At 41.3% G+C, this 20,561-nt stretch carries 18 protein-coding genes; 7 read left to right on the forward strand and 11 right to left on the reverse strand.

The window, feature by feature from the left end:
* Positions 1-79: 79 nt before the first annotated feature.
* The 6 genes from ispH to murJ form a co-directional block, all read right to left on the reverse strand.
* Positions 80-1,009, reverse strand: coding sequence for a 4-hydroxy-3-methylbut-2-enyl diphosphate reductase (gene ispH, locus ACSLUK_RS13080; protein ID WP_448549112.1), 930 nt, complete (start codon positions 1,007-1,009; stop codon positions 80-82).
* A gap of 8 nt (positions 1,010-1,017) precedes the next feature.
* Complete coding sequence (fkpB, locus tag ACSLUK_RS13085) at positions 1,018-1,452, reverse strand: FKBP-type peptidyl-prolyl cis-trans isomerase (protein WP_448549113.1); 435 nt, start codon at positions 1,450-1,452, stop codon at positions 1,018-1,020.
* 17 nt (positions 1,453-1,469) lie between these two features.
* Positions 1,470-1,979, reverse strand: coding sequence for a signal peptidase II (gene lspA / locus ACSLUK_RS13090; protein ID WP_448549114.1), 510 nt, complete (start codon positions 1,977-1,979; stop codon positions 1,470-1,472).
* A 119-nt stretch (positions 1,980-2,098) separates the two neighbouring features.
* On the reverse strand, positions 2,099-4,936 hold the full coding sequence (gene ileS / locus ACSLUK_RS13095; RefSeq protein WP_448549115.1) for an isoleucine--tRNA ligase: 2,838 nt from the start codon (positions 4,934-4,936) through the stop codon (positions 2,099-2,101).
* A gap of 53 nt (positions 4,937-4,989) precedes the next feature.
* Positions 4,990-5,937, reverse strand: a complete 948-nt coding sequence (ribF, locus tag ACSLUK_RS13100) for a bifunctional riboflavin kinase/FAD synthetase (protein WP_448549116.1) — start codon at positions 5,935-5,937, stop codon at positions 4,990-4,992.
* A 197-nt stretch (positions 5,938-6,134) separates the two neighbouring features.
* Positions 6,135-7,709, reverse strand: coding sequence for a murein biosynthesis integral membrane protein MurJ (murJ, locus tag ACSLUK_RS13105; protein WP_448549117.1), 1,575 nt, complete (start codon positions 7,707-7,709; stop codon positions 6,135-6,137).
* Between the two features lie 353 nt (positions 7,710-8,062).
* Between murJ and rpsT the strand changes: the two genes are divergently transcribed.
* From rpsT to ACSLUK_RS13120, 3 genes are all read left to right on the forward strand, one after another.
* Positions 8,063-8,323 (forward strand): 30S ribosomal protein S20, encoded by a 261-nt coding sequence (rpsT, locus tag ACSLUK_RS13110; protein ID WP_448549118.1) that lies wholly within the window; start codon positions 8,063-8,065, stop codon positions 8,321-8,323.
* A 129-nt stretch (positions 8,324-8,452) separates the two neighbouring features.
* Positions 8,453-10,108, forward strand: coding sequence for a dipeptidyl-peptidase 3 family protein (locus ACSLUK_RS13115; protein WP_448549119.1), 1,656 nt, complete (start codon positions 8,453-8,455; stop codon positions 10,106-10,108).
* Between the two features lie 121 nt (positions 10,109-10,229).
* Positions 10,230-11,843 carry a GMC family oxidoreductase gene (locus ACSLUK_RS13120; protein WP_448549120.1) on the forward strand — a complete coding sequence of 538 codons (1,614 nt, stop codon included), beginning with the start codon at positions 10,230-10,232 and terminating at the stop codon, positions 11,841-11,843.
* On the opposite strand, the gene ACSLUK_RS13125 is transcribed toward ACSLUK_RS13120, so the two are convergent.
* The 4 genes from ACSLUK_RS13125 to ACSLUK_RS13140 form a co-directional block, all read right to left on the reverse strand.
* A complete protein-coding gene (locus tag ACSLUK_RS13125; protein ID WP_448549121.1) occupies positions 11,840-12,265 on the reverse strand; it encodes a DUF3010 family protein in 426 nt (141 codons plus the stop codon). The two genes, ACSLUK_RS13120 and ACSLUK_RS13125, sit on opposite strands and share 4 nt — an antisense overlap.
* 112 nt (positions 12,266-12,377) lie before the next feature.
* Positions 12,378-12,629, reverse strand: a complete 252-nt coding sequence (locus ACSLUK_RS13130; RefSeq protein ID WP_448549122.1) for a hypothetical protein — start codon at positions 12,627-12,629, stop codon at positions 12,378-12,380.
* 45 nt (positions 12,630-12,674) lie between these two features.
* Positions 12,675-13,346 carry a response regulator gene (locus ACSLUK_RS13135; protein ID WP_448549123.1) on the reverse strand — a complete coding sequence of 224 codons (672 nt, stop codon included), beginning with the start codon at positions 13,344-13,346 and terminating at the stop codon, positions 12,675-12,677.
* A 7-nt stretch (positions 13,347-13,353) separates the two neighbouring features.
* Entirely contained in the window at positions 13,354-14,808 is a 1,455-nt protein-coding gene (locus tag ACSLUK_RS13140) for an ATP-binding protein (RefSeq protein WP_448549124.1), read from the reverse strand.
* Positions 14,809-14,995: 187 nt separating this feature from the next.
* Here ACSLUK_RS13140 and ACSLUK_RS13145 point away from each other — a divergent pair, with 187 nt between their 5' ends.
* The gene (locus tag ACSLUK_RS13145) at positions 14,996-16,651 is read left to right on the forward strand and encodes a cytochrome-c peroxidase (protein ID WP_448549125.1); all 1,656 of its coding nucleotides are present in this window, start codon (positions 14,996-14,998) and stop codon (positions 16,649-16,651) included.
* A 162-nt stretch (positions 16,652-16,813) separates the two neighbouring features.
* A complete protein-coding gene (locus ACSLUK_RS13150; protein ID WP_448549126.1) occupies positions 16,814-18,316 on the forward strand; it encodes a dipeptidase in 1,503 nt (500 codons plus the stop codon).
* A 60-nt stretch (positions 18,317-18,376) separates the two neighbouring features.
* Here the strand turns inward: ACSLUK_RS13150 and ACSLUK_RS13155 are convergent, their stop codons facing one another.
* Complete coding sequence (locus tag ACSLUK_RS13155) at positions 18,377-18,811, reverse strand: hypothetical protein (protein ID WP_448549127.1); 435 nt, start codon at positions 18,809-18,811, stop codon at positions 18,377-18,379.
* A gap of 101 nt (positions 18,812-18,912) precedes the next feature.
* Between ACSLUK_RS13155 and ACSLUK_RS13160 the strand changes: the two genes are divergently transcribed.
* Together ACSLUK_RS13160 and ACSLUK_RS13165 are read left to right on the forward strand one after the other, a co-directional pair.
* Positions 18,913-19,641, forward strand: a complete 729-nt coding sequence (locus ACSLUK_RS13160) for an SDR family NAD(P)-dependent oxidoreductase (protein ID WP_448549128.1) — start codon at positions 18,913-18,915, stop codon at positions 19,639-19,641.
* A 44-nt stretch (positions 19,642-19,685) separates the two neighbouring features.
* Entirely contained in the window at positions 19,686-20,561 is an 876-nt protein-coding gene (locus ACSLUK_RS13165) for an amidohydrolase family protein (protein WP_448549129.1), read from the forward strand.

The raw sequence follows: 20,561 nt of genomic DNA on the forward strand, positions 1-20,561 counted from the left end.
TTGCCGTGGAATATTAATAAAGCTTGTTAAATTTAAAAGTACTACTATTAATTTGTTTAACTTTTAACCTTTGGTAAGCCTAGCGCAATTCGACCGGAACCGCAAATACCGTATTTTCTTCTCTTCCTGGAAATTCGACTACTTCTTTGCCGCCAAAAGTTTTTAATCTATCTATTACTTGTTTTACAAGAATTTCTGGCGCAGATGCTCCAGCAGTGACACCAACTTTATTTAATCCCACCATCCAATCGCTTTGAATATCATCAGCGGTATCGATCAAAAATGCTCTAGTACCGATTTTTTCGGCAAGCTCTCTAAGTCGATTTGAGTTTGAGCTATTCTTAGCACCTACCACCAAAAGAAGTTCCACTTCATTTGCAATAGAGCGAACCGCGTCTTGTCGATTTTGCGTTGCATAACAAATATCGTCTTTGCGTGGGCCTTCAATCAATGGAAATTTTTTACGTAACGCATCAATGACATCACTCGTATCATCAACGGACAATGTTGTCTGGCTACAATAGTGCAGTTGTGTTTCATCTTTCACTTCTAATTGTGCAACATCATCAGCTGATTCAACAAGATATATTCCACCCTCTTCATTTTCATACTGACCCATAGTGCCTTCAACTTCAGGGTGACCAGCATGGCCGATTAAGATACATTCAACCCCTTTACGGCTAGCACGTGACACTTCCATATGAACTTTTGTAACGAGTGGACACGTTGCGTCAAAAACTTTTAAACCTCGGTGTTTGGCTTCATTGCGAACAGCTTTTGAAACACCATGTGCGCTAAAAATAACCGTACTACCATCAGGTACTTCATCTAATTCGTCAACGAAAACAGCGCCACGATCTTTCAGACCATTTACAACAAATTTATTATGAACAACTTCATGTCTGACATAAATTGGGGCGTCAAATAAATCCAAGGCACGATCAACAATGCTAATGGCCCGATCTACGCCTGCACAAAAACCTCTGGGGTTAGCAAGTATTATATCCATAGTATCCTCTATAACACCTCAACGACATCAATTACAAAAGTAACAGCTTGTCCAGCAAGTGGATGGTTGAAATCAACAGTAACTGATAAATCAGAAACCTCTTTAATCATTCCCGGTAATTCTACACCACCTGGCTGGGTAAAGGTAATAATGCTTCCCACTTGAGCTGGCGCTTCCGCTGAAAACTTGCTTGCATCAACATAATGAATATTGTCTGGATTTAGCTCACCAAACGCATCTTTAGCTTCCAACGTAAATTCTTTGCTTTCGCCTGCCGACATACCTAACAATTGCGCTTCAAATGCAGGTGAAATACTTGCATCACCCATTATAATTTTAGCTGGTTTATTATGTACTTTTGTACTATCTGCAGCTGATCCATCAGCCAACTTCATCGTTATGTGCACGATAATCTGAGAATCTTTTTCAATTAATTTAGTCATTACTATCTCTTCAAAGTTTAACTATTATTGCTGCTTTCTTTTGCTTGGCTGTCTTGCTTAAATGAGTCAATAATCATTAGCGCGGCACCAATAAATATTACGGAATCTGCGACATTAAAGGCTGGCCAATGACTTCCTTGCCAATGAAAATCTAAGAAGTCAATCACATAACCTAATAAAACACGGTCAATTAAATTTCCTAATGCGCCACTGAGCATGAATGCTAAAGCAATAGCTAACATGGGTTGCTCTTTTGGCGTTCTAGCCAACCATACGGTAAAAATTACACTCGCGATTGCTGCAATCGCAGTAAAAAACCATCGCTGCCAACCGCCTTGGTCTGCCAAAAAGCTAAACGCTGCCCCCAAGTTATGGACATAAGTAAAATTAAAAAACGAGGTAATTCTAACTGATTCGTAAAGTGAAAACGAATGAGCAACCCACTGCTTAGTTATTTGATCCAGTATCAGAAAAACAACGGTTATCCATAACCAGCGTAAACTCGATTCTTTACTAAACCACTTCATTTGATATTTCCTATCATCAACCTTAACTGCGTTATTAGTTAAGGTATTTAAACGACAAAAGGTGCAGTGTGATAACTATCACCTGCACCTTTAATTTTCAACATTATGTGCTGTAAAGCTTAGGCAAATTGTCGAGCTTCACCAGCACCATCTACGTTGGTCACGCAACGACCACATAATTCAATGTGTTCTTCATTTTGTCCGACATCATCGGTGTAATGCCAGCATCTTTCACATTTGCTGCCTGTTGACGGAGCAACTGATAACCATAAGCCGTCTACTTCCGTTGAAATAGCGCCTTCAGGAGCTTGCTCAACAACCGTTACTAACGCTTCTGATGTAATGAGTACAAAACGTAATTCATTTTCAAGCTTACTTAGTTTTTCCGCCAACGCTTGCGTAGCAAATAATTCAACGCGTGCTTCTAGTGCTTTACCAACGACTTTTTCTTTACGAGCTGATTCAAGTGCCTTGTTAACTTCACTACGCACTAACAATAATTCATTCCAATATTCGTTAGTAAATCCGCCTCCAGCTAATTCAACGTTTAATCCATCAAACCAAGTTTCGGTGAATACAAACTCCGGACGCTCATTGCCATCTACACTAGGTAATACCTGCCAAATTTCTTGAGCAGTGAACGATAATATCGGAGCCATCCAACGCGTCATTGCCTCAGCGACCAAGTACATTGCTGTTTGACATGAGCGACGTGCTACAGAGTCATCTTTCGCAGTGTATTGACGATCTTTAATAATGTCTAAATAGAATCCACCAAGCTCCGTAGTACAGAAGTTCATTAACTTATGCACTACATTGTGAAATTCATAGTTATCGTAAGATTCTACGATTTCTTTTTGCAATTGAGTCGCCTTCGCCAGTACCCAGCGATCTAACTCCACCATATTCTCAACGGCAACTGAATGATGTTGCGGTTCAAAACCATTTATATTCGCTAACAAGAAACGCGCTGTATTACGAATTCGACGATATGCATCGGCCTGACGATTAAAAATCTCATTAGATACCGTGATTTCTTGCGTATAGTTAACAGACGCAACCCATAAACGAAGAATATCAGCGCCTAGCTTGTTAGTTATTTCAGACGGAGTAACCACATTGCCTAATGATTTAGACATCTTATGACCATTTACATCAACCGTAAAACCGTGTGTTAACACTTGGCTATAAGGTGCTTTACCATTCATTGCAACAGAAGACATCATCGATGACATAAACCAGCCACGATGTTGATCAGAACCTTCTAAATACAAATCAGCACGGCCATCAAATTCAGGTCTGGCGTTTACAACTGTATGATGAGTAACGCCAGAATCAAACCATACATCTAAAGTGTCAGGCACTTTGATATATTCTTTGGCATCATCGCCAATAAGTTCACTTTCTTCTAAGTCAAACCAAGCTTGAATACCAGATTTTTCTACTCGCTGAGCGACTTCTTCCACCAACTCTAGACTTCTTGGGTGTAGTGCACCAGTATCTTTATGAATAAATAATGCAATTGGCACGCCCCACGTACGCTGACGTGAAATACACCAATCAGGGCGACCTTCTACCATTGATTTGATACGGTCTTCACCCCATGATGGAATCCATTTCGTTTTTTCGATTTCAGTTAATGAATCGGTGCGTAATCCTTTTTTGTCCATACTGATAAACCACTGAGGTGTCGCACGGAAAATAATAGGCGTTTTGTGGCGCCAGCAATGTGGATATGAATGCTCATACGCATGATGATGTAACAATGCGCCTTTTTCCTTAAGCACTTCAACAACACTTGCGTTGGCTTTAAACACGTGCTGACCAGCAAATAACGGTGTATCTTCTAAATAAACCCCGTTAGCACCAACTGGATTAGCAACTTCTAAGCCGTATTCTTTACCAACAACAAAGTCATCAACACCATGTCCTGGTGCAGTATGTACACAACCAGTACCAGAGTCTGTAGTAACATGGTCACCACAAATAATTGGTACCTGCATGTCATAAAATGGATGAGCAAGTAATTGTTTGTCTAATGCTTCGCCCTGACAGAATCCTAATGCATGGTATTTTTCAATGCCAAAACGATCCATACACGACTTCACCAAATCGCTGGCTAAAATCAGTCTAAACTTACCTTGCTCGTTTTCACACTGAACTAGCGTGTATTCCACATTTGGATGTACTGAAACCGCACGGTTAGCAGGTAATGTCCAAGGCGTTGTTGTCCAGATGACAATTGAAATATCACCCTGCCCTTCGTGATCTTCAGGGTGCGAGAACTTGTTGGCAATCGTATTATCAACTACTTTGAATGCCACATCGATGGCAGGAGATTGCTTATCTTTGTACTCCACTTCCGCTTCAGCTAGCGCACTACCGCAATCGGTACACCAGTGTACAGGTTTGAAACCTTGCTCTAAGTGGCCATTATCAGCGATTTTACCTAACGCTCTAATGATATTGGCTTCAGTGTCAAAATCCATCGTTAAGTATGGCTTATCCCAATCACCAAATACGCCTAAACGTTTGAAATCTTCTCGTTGACCATCAACTTGCTTGATTGCGTATTCACGACACTTTTGGCGAAATTCAGCTGCTGAAACCTTGTGACCAGGTTTACCTACTTTTTTCTCAACCATCAATTCAATAGGCAAACCATGACAGTCCCAGCCGGGTACATATGGTGCATCGAAGTCTGAAAGCGTTTTCGCTTTAACAATAATGTCTTTCAATATTTTATTGACGGCATGACCTAAATGAATGTTACCGTTCGCATACGGAGGTCCGTCATGCAAAATAAATGACTTTTTACCCTTTTTCGCAGCGCGAATTTTGCCGTAAAGATCTTTCTCAGCCCAATCCTTTAGCATTTGCGGTTCACGATTTGCCATGTTGCCTTTCATCGGAAAGGCTGTGGCAGGCAAATTCAGGGTATGTTTATAATCACTCATGAATATTGATATCCGTTACTGTTAATCGTTAGTACTTACTAACCTACTATAATTTATGAATTTAATGTCAGCACATATTGTTGTGCTTGTTCGTTATCTTGTTCAATTTGTAGCTTCAATTGTTCTACCGAAGCAAACTTTTTCTCGTCACGAAGTCTTTTTAGTAAAACGACTTCGATCGATTGGCCATATAAATCCTGATTAAAATCGAAAATATGGACTTCTAATTGTTGTCGCGTGCCGTTGACAGTCGGCCGTGTTCCGATATTCGCAGCGCCAAAATACTCGCCGAACTGGCATATAACTTTTACAACAAACACACCACGAACTGGCGATACATGTCTTTTCAACAATACATTGGCCGTAGGAAAGCCTATCGTGCGCCCTCTTTTATCTCCGTGAAATACACGTCCGATAATGGAGTATGGTCTCCCTAGCATGGTTTCTGCTCGAGCCAATTCATTTTCCACTAGCGCCTGCCGAATAGCCGTGCTACTAATGCGGCAATCAGCGAGCTTATAACTTGCTGTATCCGAAACACCGAAGCCAAACTTTTCACCCGCTTGGCATAGCATGTCGAAGTCTCCTTGACGATTTTTGCCAAAGCGAAAATCATCTCCAACAATGAGATATTTAATACCAAGCTGATTAACCAACAGCTGTTCAATAAAATCTTCCGCCGTTAACTGTGAAAAGCGACGATTAAAATTCACACATATCAAGCGCTCTACACCCAAACGCTTTAATAAGAAGTACTTGTCGCGTAAACGCGTTAATCGCGCTGGTGCAGTATCCGGCGAAAACATTTCTCGCGGTTGCGGCTCAAACAACATGACAGCTGGAATACAATTCATCGCTTTGGCTTTGTCTACCAACGCCTCAATTACGCGTTGATGGCCTAAATGAACACCATCAAAATTACCAATAGTTAAGACACAATCACGTTCAGAGCGCTCATTGGCAAATAATTGAATATTATGTAAACCGCGAATTAATCGCATTGAACAATAAAACCTCTGCTTTCGTTACGTATTATGCTGTAATCAACATGTAAAAACCGAGGGATTATATATCACTCACTAACAAGAAACAGCCCTTGAACGCAATTTGTTCAAATATTTTTATCACGTGCTGATCGTGTTAATTGTCATTACAGCTAAATTCGCATTCAACTACATTACTTCTATGCTCTAAATTATCATTTCGTTTTAAAATCACGCACACGAATACCGAGTAATATCACACTGATAAAATACACACCTGCACCAATGGCTATGGATATGACAAGTTGCGAAACTTTAGTCAGATAATCGAATTTCAGCCACTGCTCAAAGCTAGGGGAATACCAATTTACAACGGCAAACATCACGATTGACGAGAGTATGACCTTGAGTAAGAACAACATTGAAGTGCGACTTAACTCGAAAACCCCTAGCTGTTTCAGCCCCAAATATAACAAACTAGCATTTAACGTAGCCGACAATGCAGTAGCGAGTGCCAGACCAATGTAACCTAGAAATGGCGCAAGAATGATATTAAAAATCATATTGGCGATCATCGCTTTTATTGCAATGCTAACGGGTGTTTTAGTGTCCTGCCTTGCGTAGTAACCCGGCGCAAAAATTTTAATGTACATAAAACTCATCAGCCCAGACAAATATGCGTACAACGCAAAAGAAACCTGTTGAACATCGGTTTCGCTAAATTCCCCGCGCATAAAGAGCACCATAATAATTGGCTGGGCAAGTGCCACAAGACCTGCTAATGCAGGCCATCCAAATATCGACACAACACGTACTCCCCAATCTAACGTTTGGGCAAAATCTTGATGGCTTTCTTTTGCATGTAGCTTTGACAAGCTGGGTAAAATTACTGTAGCGATGCCAATACCAAAAAGGCCTAGCGGAAACTCTAATAACCTATCGGCATAGTAAAGCCAGCTAATAGAACCTGTGATTAGGAAACTTGCAATTAAGGTATCTAACAGTAAGTTTATCTGCGTAACAGACACACCAAATAATGCAGGAATGATAAGTTTACGTATCTTGGCGACACCTTTTTCATGCCAAGCCCACTTCGGCTTAACCAAAACGCCAGCCTTGATTAAAAAAGGTATTTGAAACAAGAACTGCACCAATCCCCCAATAAATACCCCCCAAGCAAGTACGTGTCCAGACGTCGCAAACCAATCTTGTCCAATAATAGCCATAACAATGATGACAATATTCAACAGCACTGGCGTAAATGCAGCGACAGCAAACTTACCAAGGGTATTTAACACCGCACCAGCAAGTGCTGTTAGCGATATAAACCACAAATAGGGAAAGGTTATTCTCAGCAACTCAGATGCTAACTCAAATTTGTGTTTGTCGGGCCCGTCGACAACCCAGTCAATGAACCACCCAAATCCAAATAGCATGACAAGAATTGGTGATGCGATAACACCAACCAAGGTGACGATAGACACAAGCACACCTAAAGTGCCGGAAACCTGCGCAATAAGCAATCGAGTTTGGGTGAGTTTCTCATCGTCTCGTTCAGCGTCATTAGTATGATATTCACTTAACACCGGCACAAATGCTTGTGCAAATGCCCCTTCTGCAAACAATCGACGTAAAAAATTAGGGATTTTATTGGCAAAAAAGAAAATATCGGCAGCAAGCCCTGTCCCCAAGACATTTGCTATCACCACATCCCTGACTAATCCGAGTACCCTTGAGACCAAAGTCATGAAACTGACAATCAAACCTGATTTAATTAATTTACCGCTCAAAAAGCACTCCATTTACACTTCATTAGGTTATTCTTATGTAAACCCAGAACGATTTGGGTTTTATGAATAGCAGTCGTCGATGCTGACTTACGCGTTATTATGCGTCTTAATTAGGGTTGAAAACAATAAAATAACCGCAATATTTGACCGTTAAGCAAACACCTATGGGCTTACTTGGTTTCAATGTTGCAAGTTTATGCATGAAGTTTCATCAAATTATGAGGTGTTGTTAATCAGCCAGTTTTCAATTTATTGGTAATTAATCATGGAAAGTATTTGACAAAGCGCCCAAAAACAGGCATATTTCGTCGCCTTAAATTTAGGCTAAATATTAATTATTTTAGGAGTTCACCTTGGCTAACTCAAAGCAAGCTAAGAAGCGCGCAGTACAATCAGAAAAGCGCCGTCAACACAATGCAAGCCGTCGTTCAATGATGCGCACTTTAGTTAAAAAAGTAATCGCTGCAATTGAAGCCGGTGACAAAGAATTGGCAAACAAAGAATTAGCAGCTGCTACACCGATTTTAGATCGTTATGCTGTTAAAGGCTTAATTCACAAGAACAAAGCTGCTCGCAGCAAGAGCCGTTTAAACGCAGCTATCAAAGCGCTTTAATCGTCTATCGTTCTTTAAAAAACCGACGTTTTCGTCGGTTTTTTTATGCCTGAAATTTATGACATGCCTTGCCATTGCTCCCATTTTTATCTAGTCTCTAGCCCACTATAAAAATAAGGCAACTCTACAATGAAAAGTACAATTTTAGCGGCCACTATTTTAGCCGTATCTTCTCTAACCGCTTGTTCGGATAATTCGCAAGTTCAAAAGGCACCAGAACTTACAATCGTGCCAGAAATGCAAGAACGTCTGAACATATATCAACCGGTAACCCTAACGGCAGATTTAAGTCACTTAAGTGACAACCAAAAGAAGATGTTGTCATTATTGATCGACGCATCAAAAATAATGGATGATCTTTTTTGGCAGCAAGCGTTTGGTGAAGATAAGCAAACATTTTTAGCAAGAATTCAAGACGAAAAGGTACGCGCATTCGCAGAAATTAACTACGGACCTTGGGATAGACTGAAAGACGATTTACCTTTTTTATCAGGCTACGGGCCTAAGCCACTTGGTGCGCAATTCTATCCAGGCGATATGACTAAGCAAGAGTTGGAAAATGCGAAGCTTGCAGATGAAAAAGGCTTATACTCAGTGGTTCAGCGTAATGAAAGTGGACAATTGTCTACGATTGCTTATTCTGAGATTTATAACGATGAAATAGAACGTGCGGCTGCAATTTTAGAAGAAGCGTCAAAGTATGCTGAAGACAAAGAATTTTCCAACTACCTGATAATGCGTGCCCAAGCATTAAGAACTGACGAATACCAAGCGTCAGATTTTGCTTGGATGGATATGAAAAACAACCCTATCGACGTTGTTATTGGCCCAATTGAAACGTATGAAGATTTATTATTTGGCTATCGCACCGCATTTGAATCGTACGTTTTAATTAAAGATATGGCGTGGAGCAAAAAATTAGAAAAATTTGCAGCATTTTTGCCTGAATTGCAAAAAGAACTGCCCGTTGCTAAAAAATATAAAGCGGAAGTGCCCGGTTCAGACGCCGACCTCAATGCGTATGATGTTATATACTATGCTGGTCACTCTAACGCAGGCGGTAAAACAATAGCAATCAACTTACCGAACGACGAGCAAGTTCAGCTAGAAAAAGGCACGCGACGCTTGCAGCTTAAAAATGCCATGCGAGCAAAGTTTGATGCGATTATGTTACCGATTGCCAGTACTTTGATCGTGCCAGAGCAACGTGAAAATGTAACGTTCAATGCATTTTTCGCCAATACCATGTTCCACGAAGTTGCTCATGGTTTAGGCATAAAAAATACGATTAATGATAAAGGCACTGTACGCCAAGCGTTAAAAGAACACGCCTCTGCACTCGAAGAAGGCAAGGCAGATATTCTTGGACTTTACATGGTCAGACAATTACTAGACAAGGGTGTTATTACTGAAGGCGTATTGCAAGACTACTATACAACGTTTTTAGCGGGTATTTTCCGTTCTGTACGTTTTGGCGCAAGTTCAGCACATGGTAAAGCCAATATGGTACGTTTTAATTACTTCAAAGAGCATGGCGCATTTACCCGTAATCAAGAAGGTCTGTATCAGGTGAATATGGACAATATGTCTAAAGCTATTGACTCCCTTTCAGCGTTAATATTGAAACTACAAGGCGAAGGTGATTACGACGGTGTTCACGAACTTGTAAAGGCGTCTGGTATTGTTGATAAAGAATTAGAAGCGGATTTGGCTAGATTAGAAACAGCCAAAATTCCTGTTGATATTACTTTTAAGCAAGGTAAGCAGGTGCTTGGTTTGCAGTAACGCATTGTAAACAAAGCACAATAAATATGCCTGTTACGCGTGTCGTGTAACAGGCATTCTTTTTTTAGTGATTAAAATAAGTTAACGTTGTTACTTCCCATATAATAAGAAATGCTAAACAATGGCTCTAGAATTTGACTACATCATTGTTGGAGGTGGTTCTGCTGGTTGTGTGTTGGCAGACAAACTATCGGCCTGCGGAAACTATCAGGTATGCTTATTAGAAGCAGGTCCGCATGACAACCACTGGATGACAAAGATCCCGCTTGCCGTAGTCACTTTGATGCGCAGTAAAAAGCGCAATTGGCAATTTTATTCTGAACCTGAGCCTCACTTAAACAACCGTCGTATCTTTAATCCACGTGGTAAAACGCTTGGTGGTAGTAGTTCAATCAACGCTATGTTATATGTGCGCGGCCAAAAAGAGGACTACGATCATTGGCACGCGTTAGGCAATCATGGCTGGAGTTATCAAGATGTTTTACATTACTTCAAGGCAATGCAACATCAAGAGCGAGGTAAAAGTATCTACCACGGCGAAAATGGTCCACTCAACGTTGCAGACTCTCGCGCTAAGCCTGCGATAAATCAGTATTTTCTAGATGCCGCCCAAAACCTCGGCATTCCTTTTAATCAAGACTTTAACGGCGATGTACAAGAAGGCGTTGGCTATTACCAAGTTACCCAAAAAAATGGGATGCGATGTAGTGCCGCAACCGCTTTTCTTGAACCAAGCAAAACGCGAAATAACCTCTCGATACTTACAAACGTTATCGTGCATAAAGTCATTATTGAGCATGGAGAGGCTAAAGGCATAACATGCACATACCAAGGAGAGGAGCAAGAATTTATCGCGCACAAAGAAGTGATTGTCAGTGCTGGAGCTTTTAACTCGCCGCAATTGCTGATGTTATCAGGTATTGGTGATCCAAAAGAATTAGAGCAACATGATATTCCACTAAAACATGCGCTAACAGGGGTCGGAAAGAACTTACAAGATCATGTCGATATACTGTCCGTGTTTGAGCTCAACTACCATCAATTATTAGCATACCGATTCAGATCGTTATTATGGTCTTGTAAAGAAAGTATCAAGTACCTAATCAACCGCACAGGCATTCTTGCCTCACCTGTCGCGGAAACTGGCGGGTTTATCAAGACTAAAAATACCGAGTCACGCCCAGATATACAGCTACACTTCATTCCGGCTGCTATGGATGACCATGGGCGTAATGATGGCATGTTACTGAAGTATGGAAGTGCTTTGCATGCCTGCTTGCTAAGGCCTAAAAGTAGAGGCTATGTAGCACTGCACAGCGCATCGCCTCTGCAAAAACCGAAAGTACTCTTAAACATGATGTCCGATGAGGACGACGTGCAGCGCATGATTGAAGCGGTTAAAATAAGCCGCGCAATATTCAATCAATCTCCCATGAAAAACTTGTTATCAAAAGAGATATTTCCGGGAGAGCAGACACAGACAGATGATGAAATCGAAGCGTTTATCCGGCAAAAAGCCAATACCATTTATCATCCCGTTGGCACCTGTAAAATGGGGCAAGACGAAGAAGCTGTTGTTGATGAGCAATTACGCGTGCGTGGTATTCAGCGCCTCAGAGTTGTAGACGCATCAATAATGCCGACAATAGTCAGCGGTAATACCAATGCACCAACAATGATGATAGCCGCCAAGGCGGCTGATATGATTTTGACAAGCAATAATACGAAAAACTAGTTATTTTCTAAGTAAGAAAACACCGTGTTAAATGCTTGTTCCTGAAACTTTTTCAGTCCCGTATCGCGAAAATCAATACTAACTTGAGTTTTTGCTAGCGTATTCTTAATTTCACTTGAAGACATAATTTTAACATCAAGATCTTCAATTAGTTGAATGGCAGCTTCCAGTTTGAAGCCCACTGGTCCCCCAGCAAATTTGCCTTTTAGTGCGCGGCCTTTAATGAGTACTTTTTCAACTTGGTAATCGGCCATTAACTTGGCAAAGGCAAACTGAAATCTACGTACTTCCTCGGCATCCCCTGCATCACCAATACTTAATTTAGGGACACGCACATGAGGTAAATCATACAATCCATTAGCTTTTGACATGACACAAATAATTGCATCATTACCTTTTAGTTCAACACCACAAACTTTCATTAGCATTCTCATTAGTAAAATTGGCGATATTATAGGTGAGATATGAGCAATTCGATAGCCCCAATACCATGTTTACGGCATATTCTCAGTATATTTTTATAGGCATGAATCGTTATTTTTTCTTGCGACGATGTTGTTTTTTCAATTGAATGATCAAATCGATATGTGGAATGAGATCTTCTATTTCCCGAATGTGATCTCTAAGCGCCTGCCATTGGCTAAGTTCAAGCTTACCAGAGTCCAGTATTGCCGATTGTATTTCACTGACCAATGAGTTCTCATCCTTTTGACCAATGAATTCATTTATTCGCAATAGATCATCGAGGTCCTCTTGGCTAATAATTTCTAACTCTTGCTCTGGCATAGACTATTCTCCCGATGTAACAAGGCCGCTACTTACAGCATAGCACTAATCAAGCACAAGTTTATAACCAACACCATAAACTGAATGAATGAGGTCTTTTTGGTCGCTTATCGTAGCCAATTTTTTTCTAAGCTTTTTCACGTGACTATCAATCGTTCGATCACTGACAATTCGATGGTCTGCATACATACAGTTCATTAACTGATCCCGTGAAAATATTCGACCAGGCTCTCTGTAGAGAGGAAGCAAGAGTTGGAACTCGACAGCCGTGAGACTCAAGCTGTTAGTGCCATAGCAAACTTCAAATTTACCCTCATTTAAAGCAAGTTTATTTTCGGCTCGCTCACTAGGCTTCACACGTCGCAGCACGGCCTTTACACGAGCTACCACTTCGCGAGGACTAAAGGGTTTGCATATATAGTCGTCCGCGCCCAATTCCAAGCCCAGCAGCCTATCTATTTCTTCTACTCTGGCTGTTAGCATCAAAATTGGAACATCAGAAAATGTCCTAATTTCTCGACATATTTCCATGCCATCTTTTCCGGGTAACATAATGTCAAGAATGATCGCACTGGGTTGATGTGTTTTGACCCAATCCACTACAGATAAGCCTTCATTGATGCAATATGTTTGATACTGAGCATTTTGTAAATAATCCGCCAATAAACTCGCCAGTTTTAGCTCATCTTCAACGATTAATATCTGATCATTTTCCATGTTTTTATTAACCTTGTATCAATGGAAGTTTGATAACAATTGCCAATCCCCCTAAGGATGACTCATGAGCACTGATTGTGCCATTATGTGCAGAAACAATATGAGAACAAATCGACAGTCCGAGTCCGGTACCACCGGTCTCTCTATTCCTTGAAGAATCTACCCTATACAAATGTTCAAATAAATGAGGTAAATGTTGTGCCTCCACTCCTGGTCCATCATCTTCAATGGTCAAAACCACTTGTTGATTATCATCTTCTGGTGTCAGGCTAATTCGTATTTGACTGCCTTCAACGGCATACTTGACACTGTTTGCAACCAAATTGTCGAGCAACTGACATATTCGGGTACTATCCACAAACACCCAACAGGGACTTTCAGGTACTTCAATGCTTAAACTCAGTGAGCTATCATCGACAAAGCTCGACAACTTATTCGCTTCACTGCGTAAAAAGTCGCTCAAGTTCACATTTTCTTTTCGATATGACATGCCACCTATGTCTGCAGACGTCAATGCATGTAAGTCGGCAATTAGTCGCTCTAAATGTAATACTTCGCTATGAGAGGAATTGATCTGTTCCAACGACAATTGCCTAATGCCATCAATAATTGCTTCCAATTCTCCTCGTAAAATAGCAACTGGCGTACGAAGCTCATGAGAAATGTTCGCCAACCAGCGCTTACGGGCAGATTCGTTTTCTGCGAGTGTTCTTGCCAGTTCATTGTAATCTCGTGCTAATTCCGCAAATTCATCTTTCCTCGGCACATCAAGTGTTTGTTTGTAATCGCCTTGTGCTAAACGGTGCATGCCAACCATGAACAACTTAATAGGCCTAGTAAAATGTCGCGCCAGAGGTAAAGTCACTAAGATAACTAACACCATGATCAGCAAAGCAATTCCCCAAAGAAATGTTCGCTGTTGCGCAATAAACTCAAGCTCGTAATCTTTAATCAATTGGTGACGTTTCGAAATGGCAAAATAACCTATTATCTGTTCATCGCTTGTTATTTCTTGATAATAAAAGTCTCGATCTTCAGGATAATCTCCAACGATCAGCTGCCTATCCGCAGCCAACAATGCGTAACTTACAGGCGGCCTTCCTGGTGGATTATTTTTTCTCGGTGGTCGCTCACCATTTCGAATAGCTCTGTCACGAGGTGGCGGTGGACGCCTATCTCCTACAGGAGGTCGCTGAGGCCTTTCAAATTCAGTACCTCGCAAGTGTTCACTTATTAAGTGGTGAAATTTTCGATGTCGGCCTTCTAACTCTGACCAATCTCCTCGAAGTTGATAAACGGATGTTAACTCAGGAAATAAACCTGACAGCGCACTAAGCTCTTTTTGATTAACATAATCCATCATGCCTTTTGCCAAGCTCCATTGAATCACGATGACCATTAACGTGACCAAGACAAGGCTAAACGAGCAAAGAATGAGGAACAATTTATTTTGAATCTTCATTTATCAATGAGTTACCTGTTGAGAACACAATAAAAATACTTCGTAACCGTTACTTTACTGGGTTAATCGGATTAAAACAAAGAGCCCTCAACTATTTCTCATTATTTGCACGGTTTTTACACTTTTCTTGCACATTCTCTCACTAAAGTTGATATCGCCCCCTGAATATGTGTGAAAGGAAAGTTTTATGAGCAAGAAAAATTTGATTAGTGGACTCATAGTCTTCACGTTTATGTCTATGCCACTACACGCACAAGATGGTCCACCGCCTGGCAACGGAAACCCGAGAGGGCAAAACAATGGCGAGAATCGGCCTGGGGGATGCGGGCAACCACCTGCAACGCCACAACAAACTGAACAACGATTACAAGAAGTGATCAATGCGTTGGCATTACGACCAATAGATACGGCGACTGTCAATACGCTGCCAGTTGAACATGCCAAAGTACAGCTAGGCAAAAAGCTATTTTTCACAAAAAATCTTGGAGGGGAACAAGATGCTGCTTGTGTTAGTTGCCATCATCCTAGTCTTGGTGGCGGTGATAATTTATCTTTATCAGTCGGAATAAACGCTATAGATATGTTAAGCAATACAGCACATGACTTACTAGGTATTGGACGCTTTAATGGTATTGATACAAATGACAGCACCAATTTACCTGTTGTTCCTCGAAATGCTCCTAGCATATTTAATATCGCTTTGTTTCAAAGAGGCTTATTCTGGGATAGTCGCGTTGAGCGTGTTCGTAATAATCGTGTAGTTACCCCTGACTCACCTCTCACCCAACAAGGCAGACGAATTCCTGACCCTAATTTACTTCCAGATGTAACGTTAGCCGCTGCACAAGCACGATTTCCGGTAACTTCCGTTGAAGAAATGCGAGGTCAATTTGCACCAGACGAAAACAATCAAACGCTAAGAAATAGCCTGTCAGCGCGCCTAAGTAATCAATTAGATAATATCGCTTCACAATGGCCAAGCGAGTTTGCCCTTGCCTATGGCGACGATACGATTACACCAGATAGAATTTTTGACGCCATTGGTGAATATGAACGCGCAATGATCTTCGTTGATTCTCCTTGGAACGAGTATTTATCTGGAAATAGCGATGCTTTAACAGAGCAACAAAAAATAGGTGCAACCCTGTTTTTTACCCCGCCCAATCAAGGAGGAGCTGGTTGTGTTTCCTGCCACAGCGGAGCAAATTTGAGTGATGAGCGCCACCATTTAACTGCGTTTCCACAAATTGGCGTAGGCAAAGGCAATACAAGTACCACACAAACAAGTCAGGACTTTGGCCGTGAAAACGTCACTGGCGACATAGCTGATCGTTTTCATTTCAGAACGCCCAGTTTGCTAAACATTGAAGTGACAGCCCCATATGGCCATGCAGGTGCTTACCAAACATTGGAAGAAGTTATCGAGCATTACAATAATCCAGATCGCGCCATTGACCGATTATTCGCTGCACAGGGAAATGTTCCTTTTGTAAACGGTGTCGCACCATACTGTCGTCTTCCTCAAATTAATGCACTATTGGATAAAAATAGCCAAAACTGTGAAGACATTTTTGCTGATGCCTATCAAAATTCGAAAGACATTACACAGTACCTGCAGCTAGCAATTAACAATCAAGTACCTGCACGAGCACCACTTCGCATTCGTCCAAACTTGAATCGTGAACAAGTATTAGCCATTGCAGCATTCTTGAGAGCGTTGACAGATCCGTGCGTAAAAAACAGAGAATGCCTTAGCCCTTGGATTGTTGAACAGCAAGGCCAGGCAAGCTTTCCTGACGACAAGCCAGTTATTGCTGTCGACCAACATGGTGATTTGTTGTAACACGGCCTATTCCCTTCAACACAAAGCGGTATTGAGCCATACCGCTTTTGTTGTTCTAGTGAAACTGTACAGGTATTGTTTATTCATTTTTGTATCTGTTATTTGGAATGAAACTCTTTATTATTTGTCCAAGCTCAATTCAACAGATAAAAGGACAATATAGTGTTACGACGTTTCTGCTCCCTATCAATAGCCACTCTAACGGCAATAAGCATACAGGCAAGCAATGTAAGTCAGTTAGCTGACAACACAGCTAAATATGCTGTAGAGACATATCAACAGGCAATGACTGACAGCTTAGCTCAACTTGTTAAGCACAACACTGTCGCCAAAGACGGCGTGTCAGCCAATGACAACCCTGCTCACATTGCCTTCAAAAAAGAGCTGGCTAAACAAGCAAACGCTCTTGGGCTCGACTATCAAGACGATGGATATGTCGTCATAATTGGCCTAGGTGATGCCGAAGAACGCGTTGGTATTATTACGCACGGTGACGTACAACCAGCGACTCCTGAAAAATGGGCTAAATCACCTTATGAGCTAGATATAACTTCAGAACCTGGCAAATTGATCGGCCGTGGAACTGAAGACGACAAAGGGCCCATCTCGACTGCGCTTTACGCGATGAAAGCGATTAAAGATAAAGGCATTCCACTGTCTAAACGCCTTGAACTGTATGTCTACATGGCAGAAGAATCTGATTGGGGTCCATTAGAAGAATACATTAAAACCCATTCGCTACCTCAAACCAATATCACTATTGACTCCTCTTACCCTGTGGTAACGGCGGAGAAAGGTTACGGCACGTTAAAATTCGTTTTCAATCGAAAATCAATCAATAATATCGACCCGTACATCTCAGCATTTCACGGTGGTTATTTTGGCAGCCAAATTCCAGAAGACGCCAACGTGACGATTGAGAATGCTGATATTGCAATGCTTGAAAAGCTAATGAGTAAAGCGCAGCAATACCAACAAGTTAATTTTGATTTTGAGCTCAAGGGGCAGCAATTAACCATAACCGCACTAGGAAAATCGGCTCACTCTTCAAAACCTGAGCATGGTGAAAATGCCATCACCTACCTTGCAGACTTGTTAGCTGATCGCCACTGGCCAAACAATGGCGCTGGTACAATGGTTAATTTTATTAACGATAATATTGGCTTAAGCCTCACCGGAGAGAAGTTCGGCAAAATCGCTTATCAAGATGATTTTATGGGACCTATGACAGTGTCACCTACAGTGATTAAGCAACACGATAGTAATATTGAGCTCAATATCAATATCCGCCGACCTAGAGGCAAATCAGAGCAGCAACTCCGCAGTGAAATCAGCCGTGCTGTTGCAGCATGGAAAGTGAAGCAAATGGCTGACATTATTGAACTCGATCACTACATCGGCGAACCATTTGTACAAACAGAAGCGCCGCACATTGATACATTGCTGGCAGTTTTTACAAAATACACAGGTATCAGCGACGCTAAACCAGTATCGATTGGCGGAGGCACTAATTCTCGCTTGTTTCCAAATGCCGTAAGCTTTGGCCCATCAATGCCAGGTAAAGCCTACACCGGCCATTCGGAGCATGAGTTTATCACCGTTGAACAGTTCGCATTAAACCTAAGAATGTATACTGCGGTATTGGTTGAGTTAGCTACTCAATAGTTAACAATAAAATTTATGGTGGTTGCGAATTGACCTGACTTAACAATTTGCAACTGCCGATCATTCAAGCTGTTGAATGTCGCCTTTAATCGCGTGGCGCAATTCGTCAATTTGTGATTCTATAGCCTTAAACGCAATTTCCTGCTCTGGCAGTAATTGCCAATTATGTTGCCATACATCACGTAGTCCCATACTAGTTTGAATAACCTCTTCACTCATCAAACTCGCCAAATCATTAAGCAAAATAACTTTGACCCAACCTACTCTCGGATTACCCCGTTGCAGATCATGGTCGTAATGATTAGCAAACACTACTTGTTCAAACTCAGCAAGCGTTGACAACATCGAGAAAGCTGCAACTCTTGCACTGGCATTAAATTCTGACTGCTCCAGCCGCCAAGCGTTATAGCTAAAACCAATAATAGAAAAAACAATACTGAATATTGTCGTAAAATAGTAAATTTTCAGCTTTTGCCTTAAAACCTGGGGCGTCATGACATGTCTCAAAAAATAAATAGTATAAGCAAAAGTTAGCACAGGGCGTTTAAAGGCGTTAATATGCTTGCCAGTTAATATCTGTAAAATCACTATTTATTATGAAAAAAACATGCGTAATCACCGGCGGCAGCTCAGGCATTGGTTTGGCCATTGCTACACTTTTTAACGAGAACGGTTATCAAGTACATAATTTGGATATTGCTCCTAGTGCCATAGGCACGTTTCATCATTGTGATGTCACTAATTTTGAAGAGGTTCAGCATTCAATAGCCGCAATAGTCAAACAAACAGGTGCAATTGATGTGCTGATCTCCAATGCGGGAATGCACTTTTCTGCGAACATAGAAGCAACGACGCCTGAAGATTTTGATCGCGTTATTAACTTAAACGTTAAAGGAGCCTATGCCGCAATACAAGCGAGCTTGCCGCCAATGAAGGCGAAAAACAACGGAGTAATACTGTTAATATCTTCTGATCAGGCACTTATCGCCAAGCCCAACTCTTTTGCCTACAACCTGAGTAAGACGGCGCTTGCTTCAATAGCGAAAACCACAGCAATCGATTATGCACGCTATAATATTCGTGCCAACGCAATATGTCCGGGAACGATTGAAACCCCTCTGTATCACACCGCCATTGACAATTATTGTGCAAAATCCGGCGCGGATAAATCTAAGGTGCATCTAGAAGAACAAGCATTACAGCCACTTGGTCGTTTAGGTCAAGCTGAAGAAGTTGCCGCGCTCGCACTCTTTTTAGCATCAGATCAAGCCTCATTCATTACAGGCAGCTTACAAGTTATTGACGGCGGCTACACCGCACAATAATTAGATGAATCAATGGAAATGCAGTAACGGATAAACAACACGCAATGAAAATTATTGACCCACACGTTCACTTATTCGACCTAACCAAAGGGCAATATCATTGGTTAAAGGCAACCAATCCGCCGTTTTGGAAAGACAAGAATGTAATCGCTAAAAACTTTAGCCAGCATTCACTATCGTTGACGAACTTCGAATTGGGCGGTTTTGTTCACATTGAAGCAGGATTTAATAATCAACAACCGACAGAAGAACTAGCGTGGCTTGAACAAACCGTAAATAAGCCTTTTAAATCTATCGCAACTTTTAATCTACTTGCACAGCCAAAATCAAACCAGGAATTACTTGCAAAACTTGCCCAGTTTCACTCTTACGTGGGGGTCAGACACATTTTAGACGACGACGCCAAAGCAATTTTAATGAACCCTATTGCCTTGAAAAACTTTCAACTATTAAATAACACGTCGGCTATTTTCGAACTTCAAGTATGCTTGAGTGACAATGCCATAGTGTCCACATTAGCATCGGTAATAACCTCACATCCAAACATTCGCTTTGTCCTTAATCATGCTGGCTTTCCACCTTATTTACCGATAACCGGTATAGACGGTGAACGTAAGCTCCAATGGCAATACTGGCAGGAAAACATAAAGCAGCTCGCAACGATTGATAATGTCTGGATAAAATGTTCAGGATGGGAAATGGCTGATCGGCAGTATCAAGCAACGTGGCAGAAACAAGTCATTTCCGCTGTCATTTCGCAGTTTAGTCATGACAAAATCATGATGGCCAGCAACTTTCCGCTCACGCTATTTTCTCGTGAATACAATTTATATTGGCAACAAACCCTAAGTTTGCTACCAGAACACCTCCAAACAAAACTGTGTTACAGTAACGCCCAATCATGTTATGGTTTTGCTTAA

This window comes from Thalassotalea fusca (assembly GCF_053485835.1).

What these genes read in the sequence shown, in the direction of transcription:
- ispH (WP_448549112.1), bottom strand. Translation starts at nt 1,009, where the DNA reads ATGGATATAATACTTGCTAACCCCAGAGGTTTTTGTGCAGGCGTAGAT.
- fkpB (WP_448549113.1), bottom strand. Translation starts at nt 1,452, where the DNA reads ATGACTAAATTAATTGAAAAAGATTCTCAGATTATCGTGCACATAACG.
- lspA (WP_448549114.1), bottom strand. Translation starts at nt 1,979, where the DNA reads ATGAAGTGGTTTAGTAAAGAATCGAGTTTACGCTGGTTATGGATAACC.
- ileS (WP_448549115.1), bottom strand. Translation starts at nt 4,936, where the DNA reads ATGAGTGATTATAAACATACCCTGAATTTGCCTGCCACAGCCTTTCCG.
- ribF (WP_448549116.1), bottom strand. Translation starts at nt 5,937, where the DNA reads ATGCGATTAATTCGCGGTTTACATAATATTCAATTATTTGCCAATGAG.
- ACSLUK_RS13115 (WP_448549119.1), top strand. Translation starts at nt 8,453, where the DNA reads ATGAAAAGTACAATTTTAGCGGCCACTATTTTAGCCGTATCTTCTCTA.
- ACSLUK_RS13120 (WP_448549120.1), top strand. Translation starts at nt 10,230, where the DNA reads ATGGCTCTAGAATTTGACTACATCATTGTTGGAGGTGGTTCTGCTGGT.
- ACSLUK_RS13125 (WP_448549121.1), bottom strand. Translation starts at nt 12,265, where the DNA reads ATGAAAGTTTGTGGTGTTGAACTAAAAGGTAATGATGCAATTATTTGT.
- ACSLUK_RS13130 (WP_448549122.1), bottom strand. Translation starts at nt 12,629, where the DNA reads ATGCCAGAGCAAGAGTTAGAAATTATTAGCCAAGAGGACCTCGATGAT.
- ACSLUK_RS13135 (WP_448549123.1), bottom strand. Translation starts at nt 13,346, where the DNA reads ATGGAAAATGATCAGATATTAATCGTTGAAGATGAGCTAAAACTGGCG.
- ACSLUK_RS13140 (WP_448549124.1), bottom strand. Translation starts at nt 14,808, where the DNA reads ATGAAGATTCAAAATAAATTGTTCCTCATTCTTTGCTCGTTTAGCCTT.
- ACSLUK_RS13145 (WP_448549125.1), top strand. Translation starts at nt 14,996, where the DNA reads ATGAGCAAGAAAAATTTGATTAGTGGACTCATAGTCTTCACGTTTATG.
- ACSLUK_RS13155 (WP_448549127.1), bottom strand. Translation starts at nt 18,811, where the DNA reads ATGACGCCCCAGGTTTTAAGGCAAAAGCTGAAAATTTACTATTTTACG.
- ACSLUK_RS13160 (WP_448549128.1), top strand. Translation starts at nt 18,913, where the DNA reads ATGAAAAAAACATGCGTAATCACCGGCGGCAGCTCAGGCATTGGTTTG.
- ACSLUK_RS13165 (WP_448549129.1), top strand. Translation starts at nt 19,686, where the DNA reads ATGAAAATTATTGACCCACACGTTCACTTATTCGACCTAACCAAAGGG.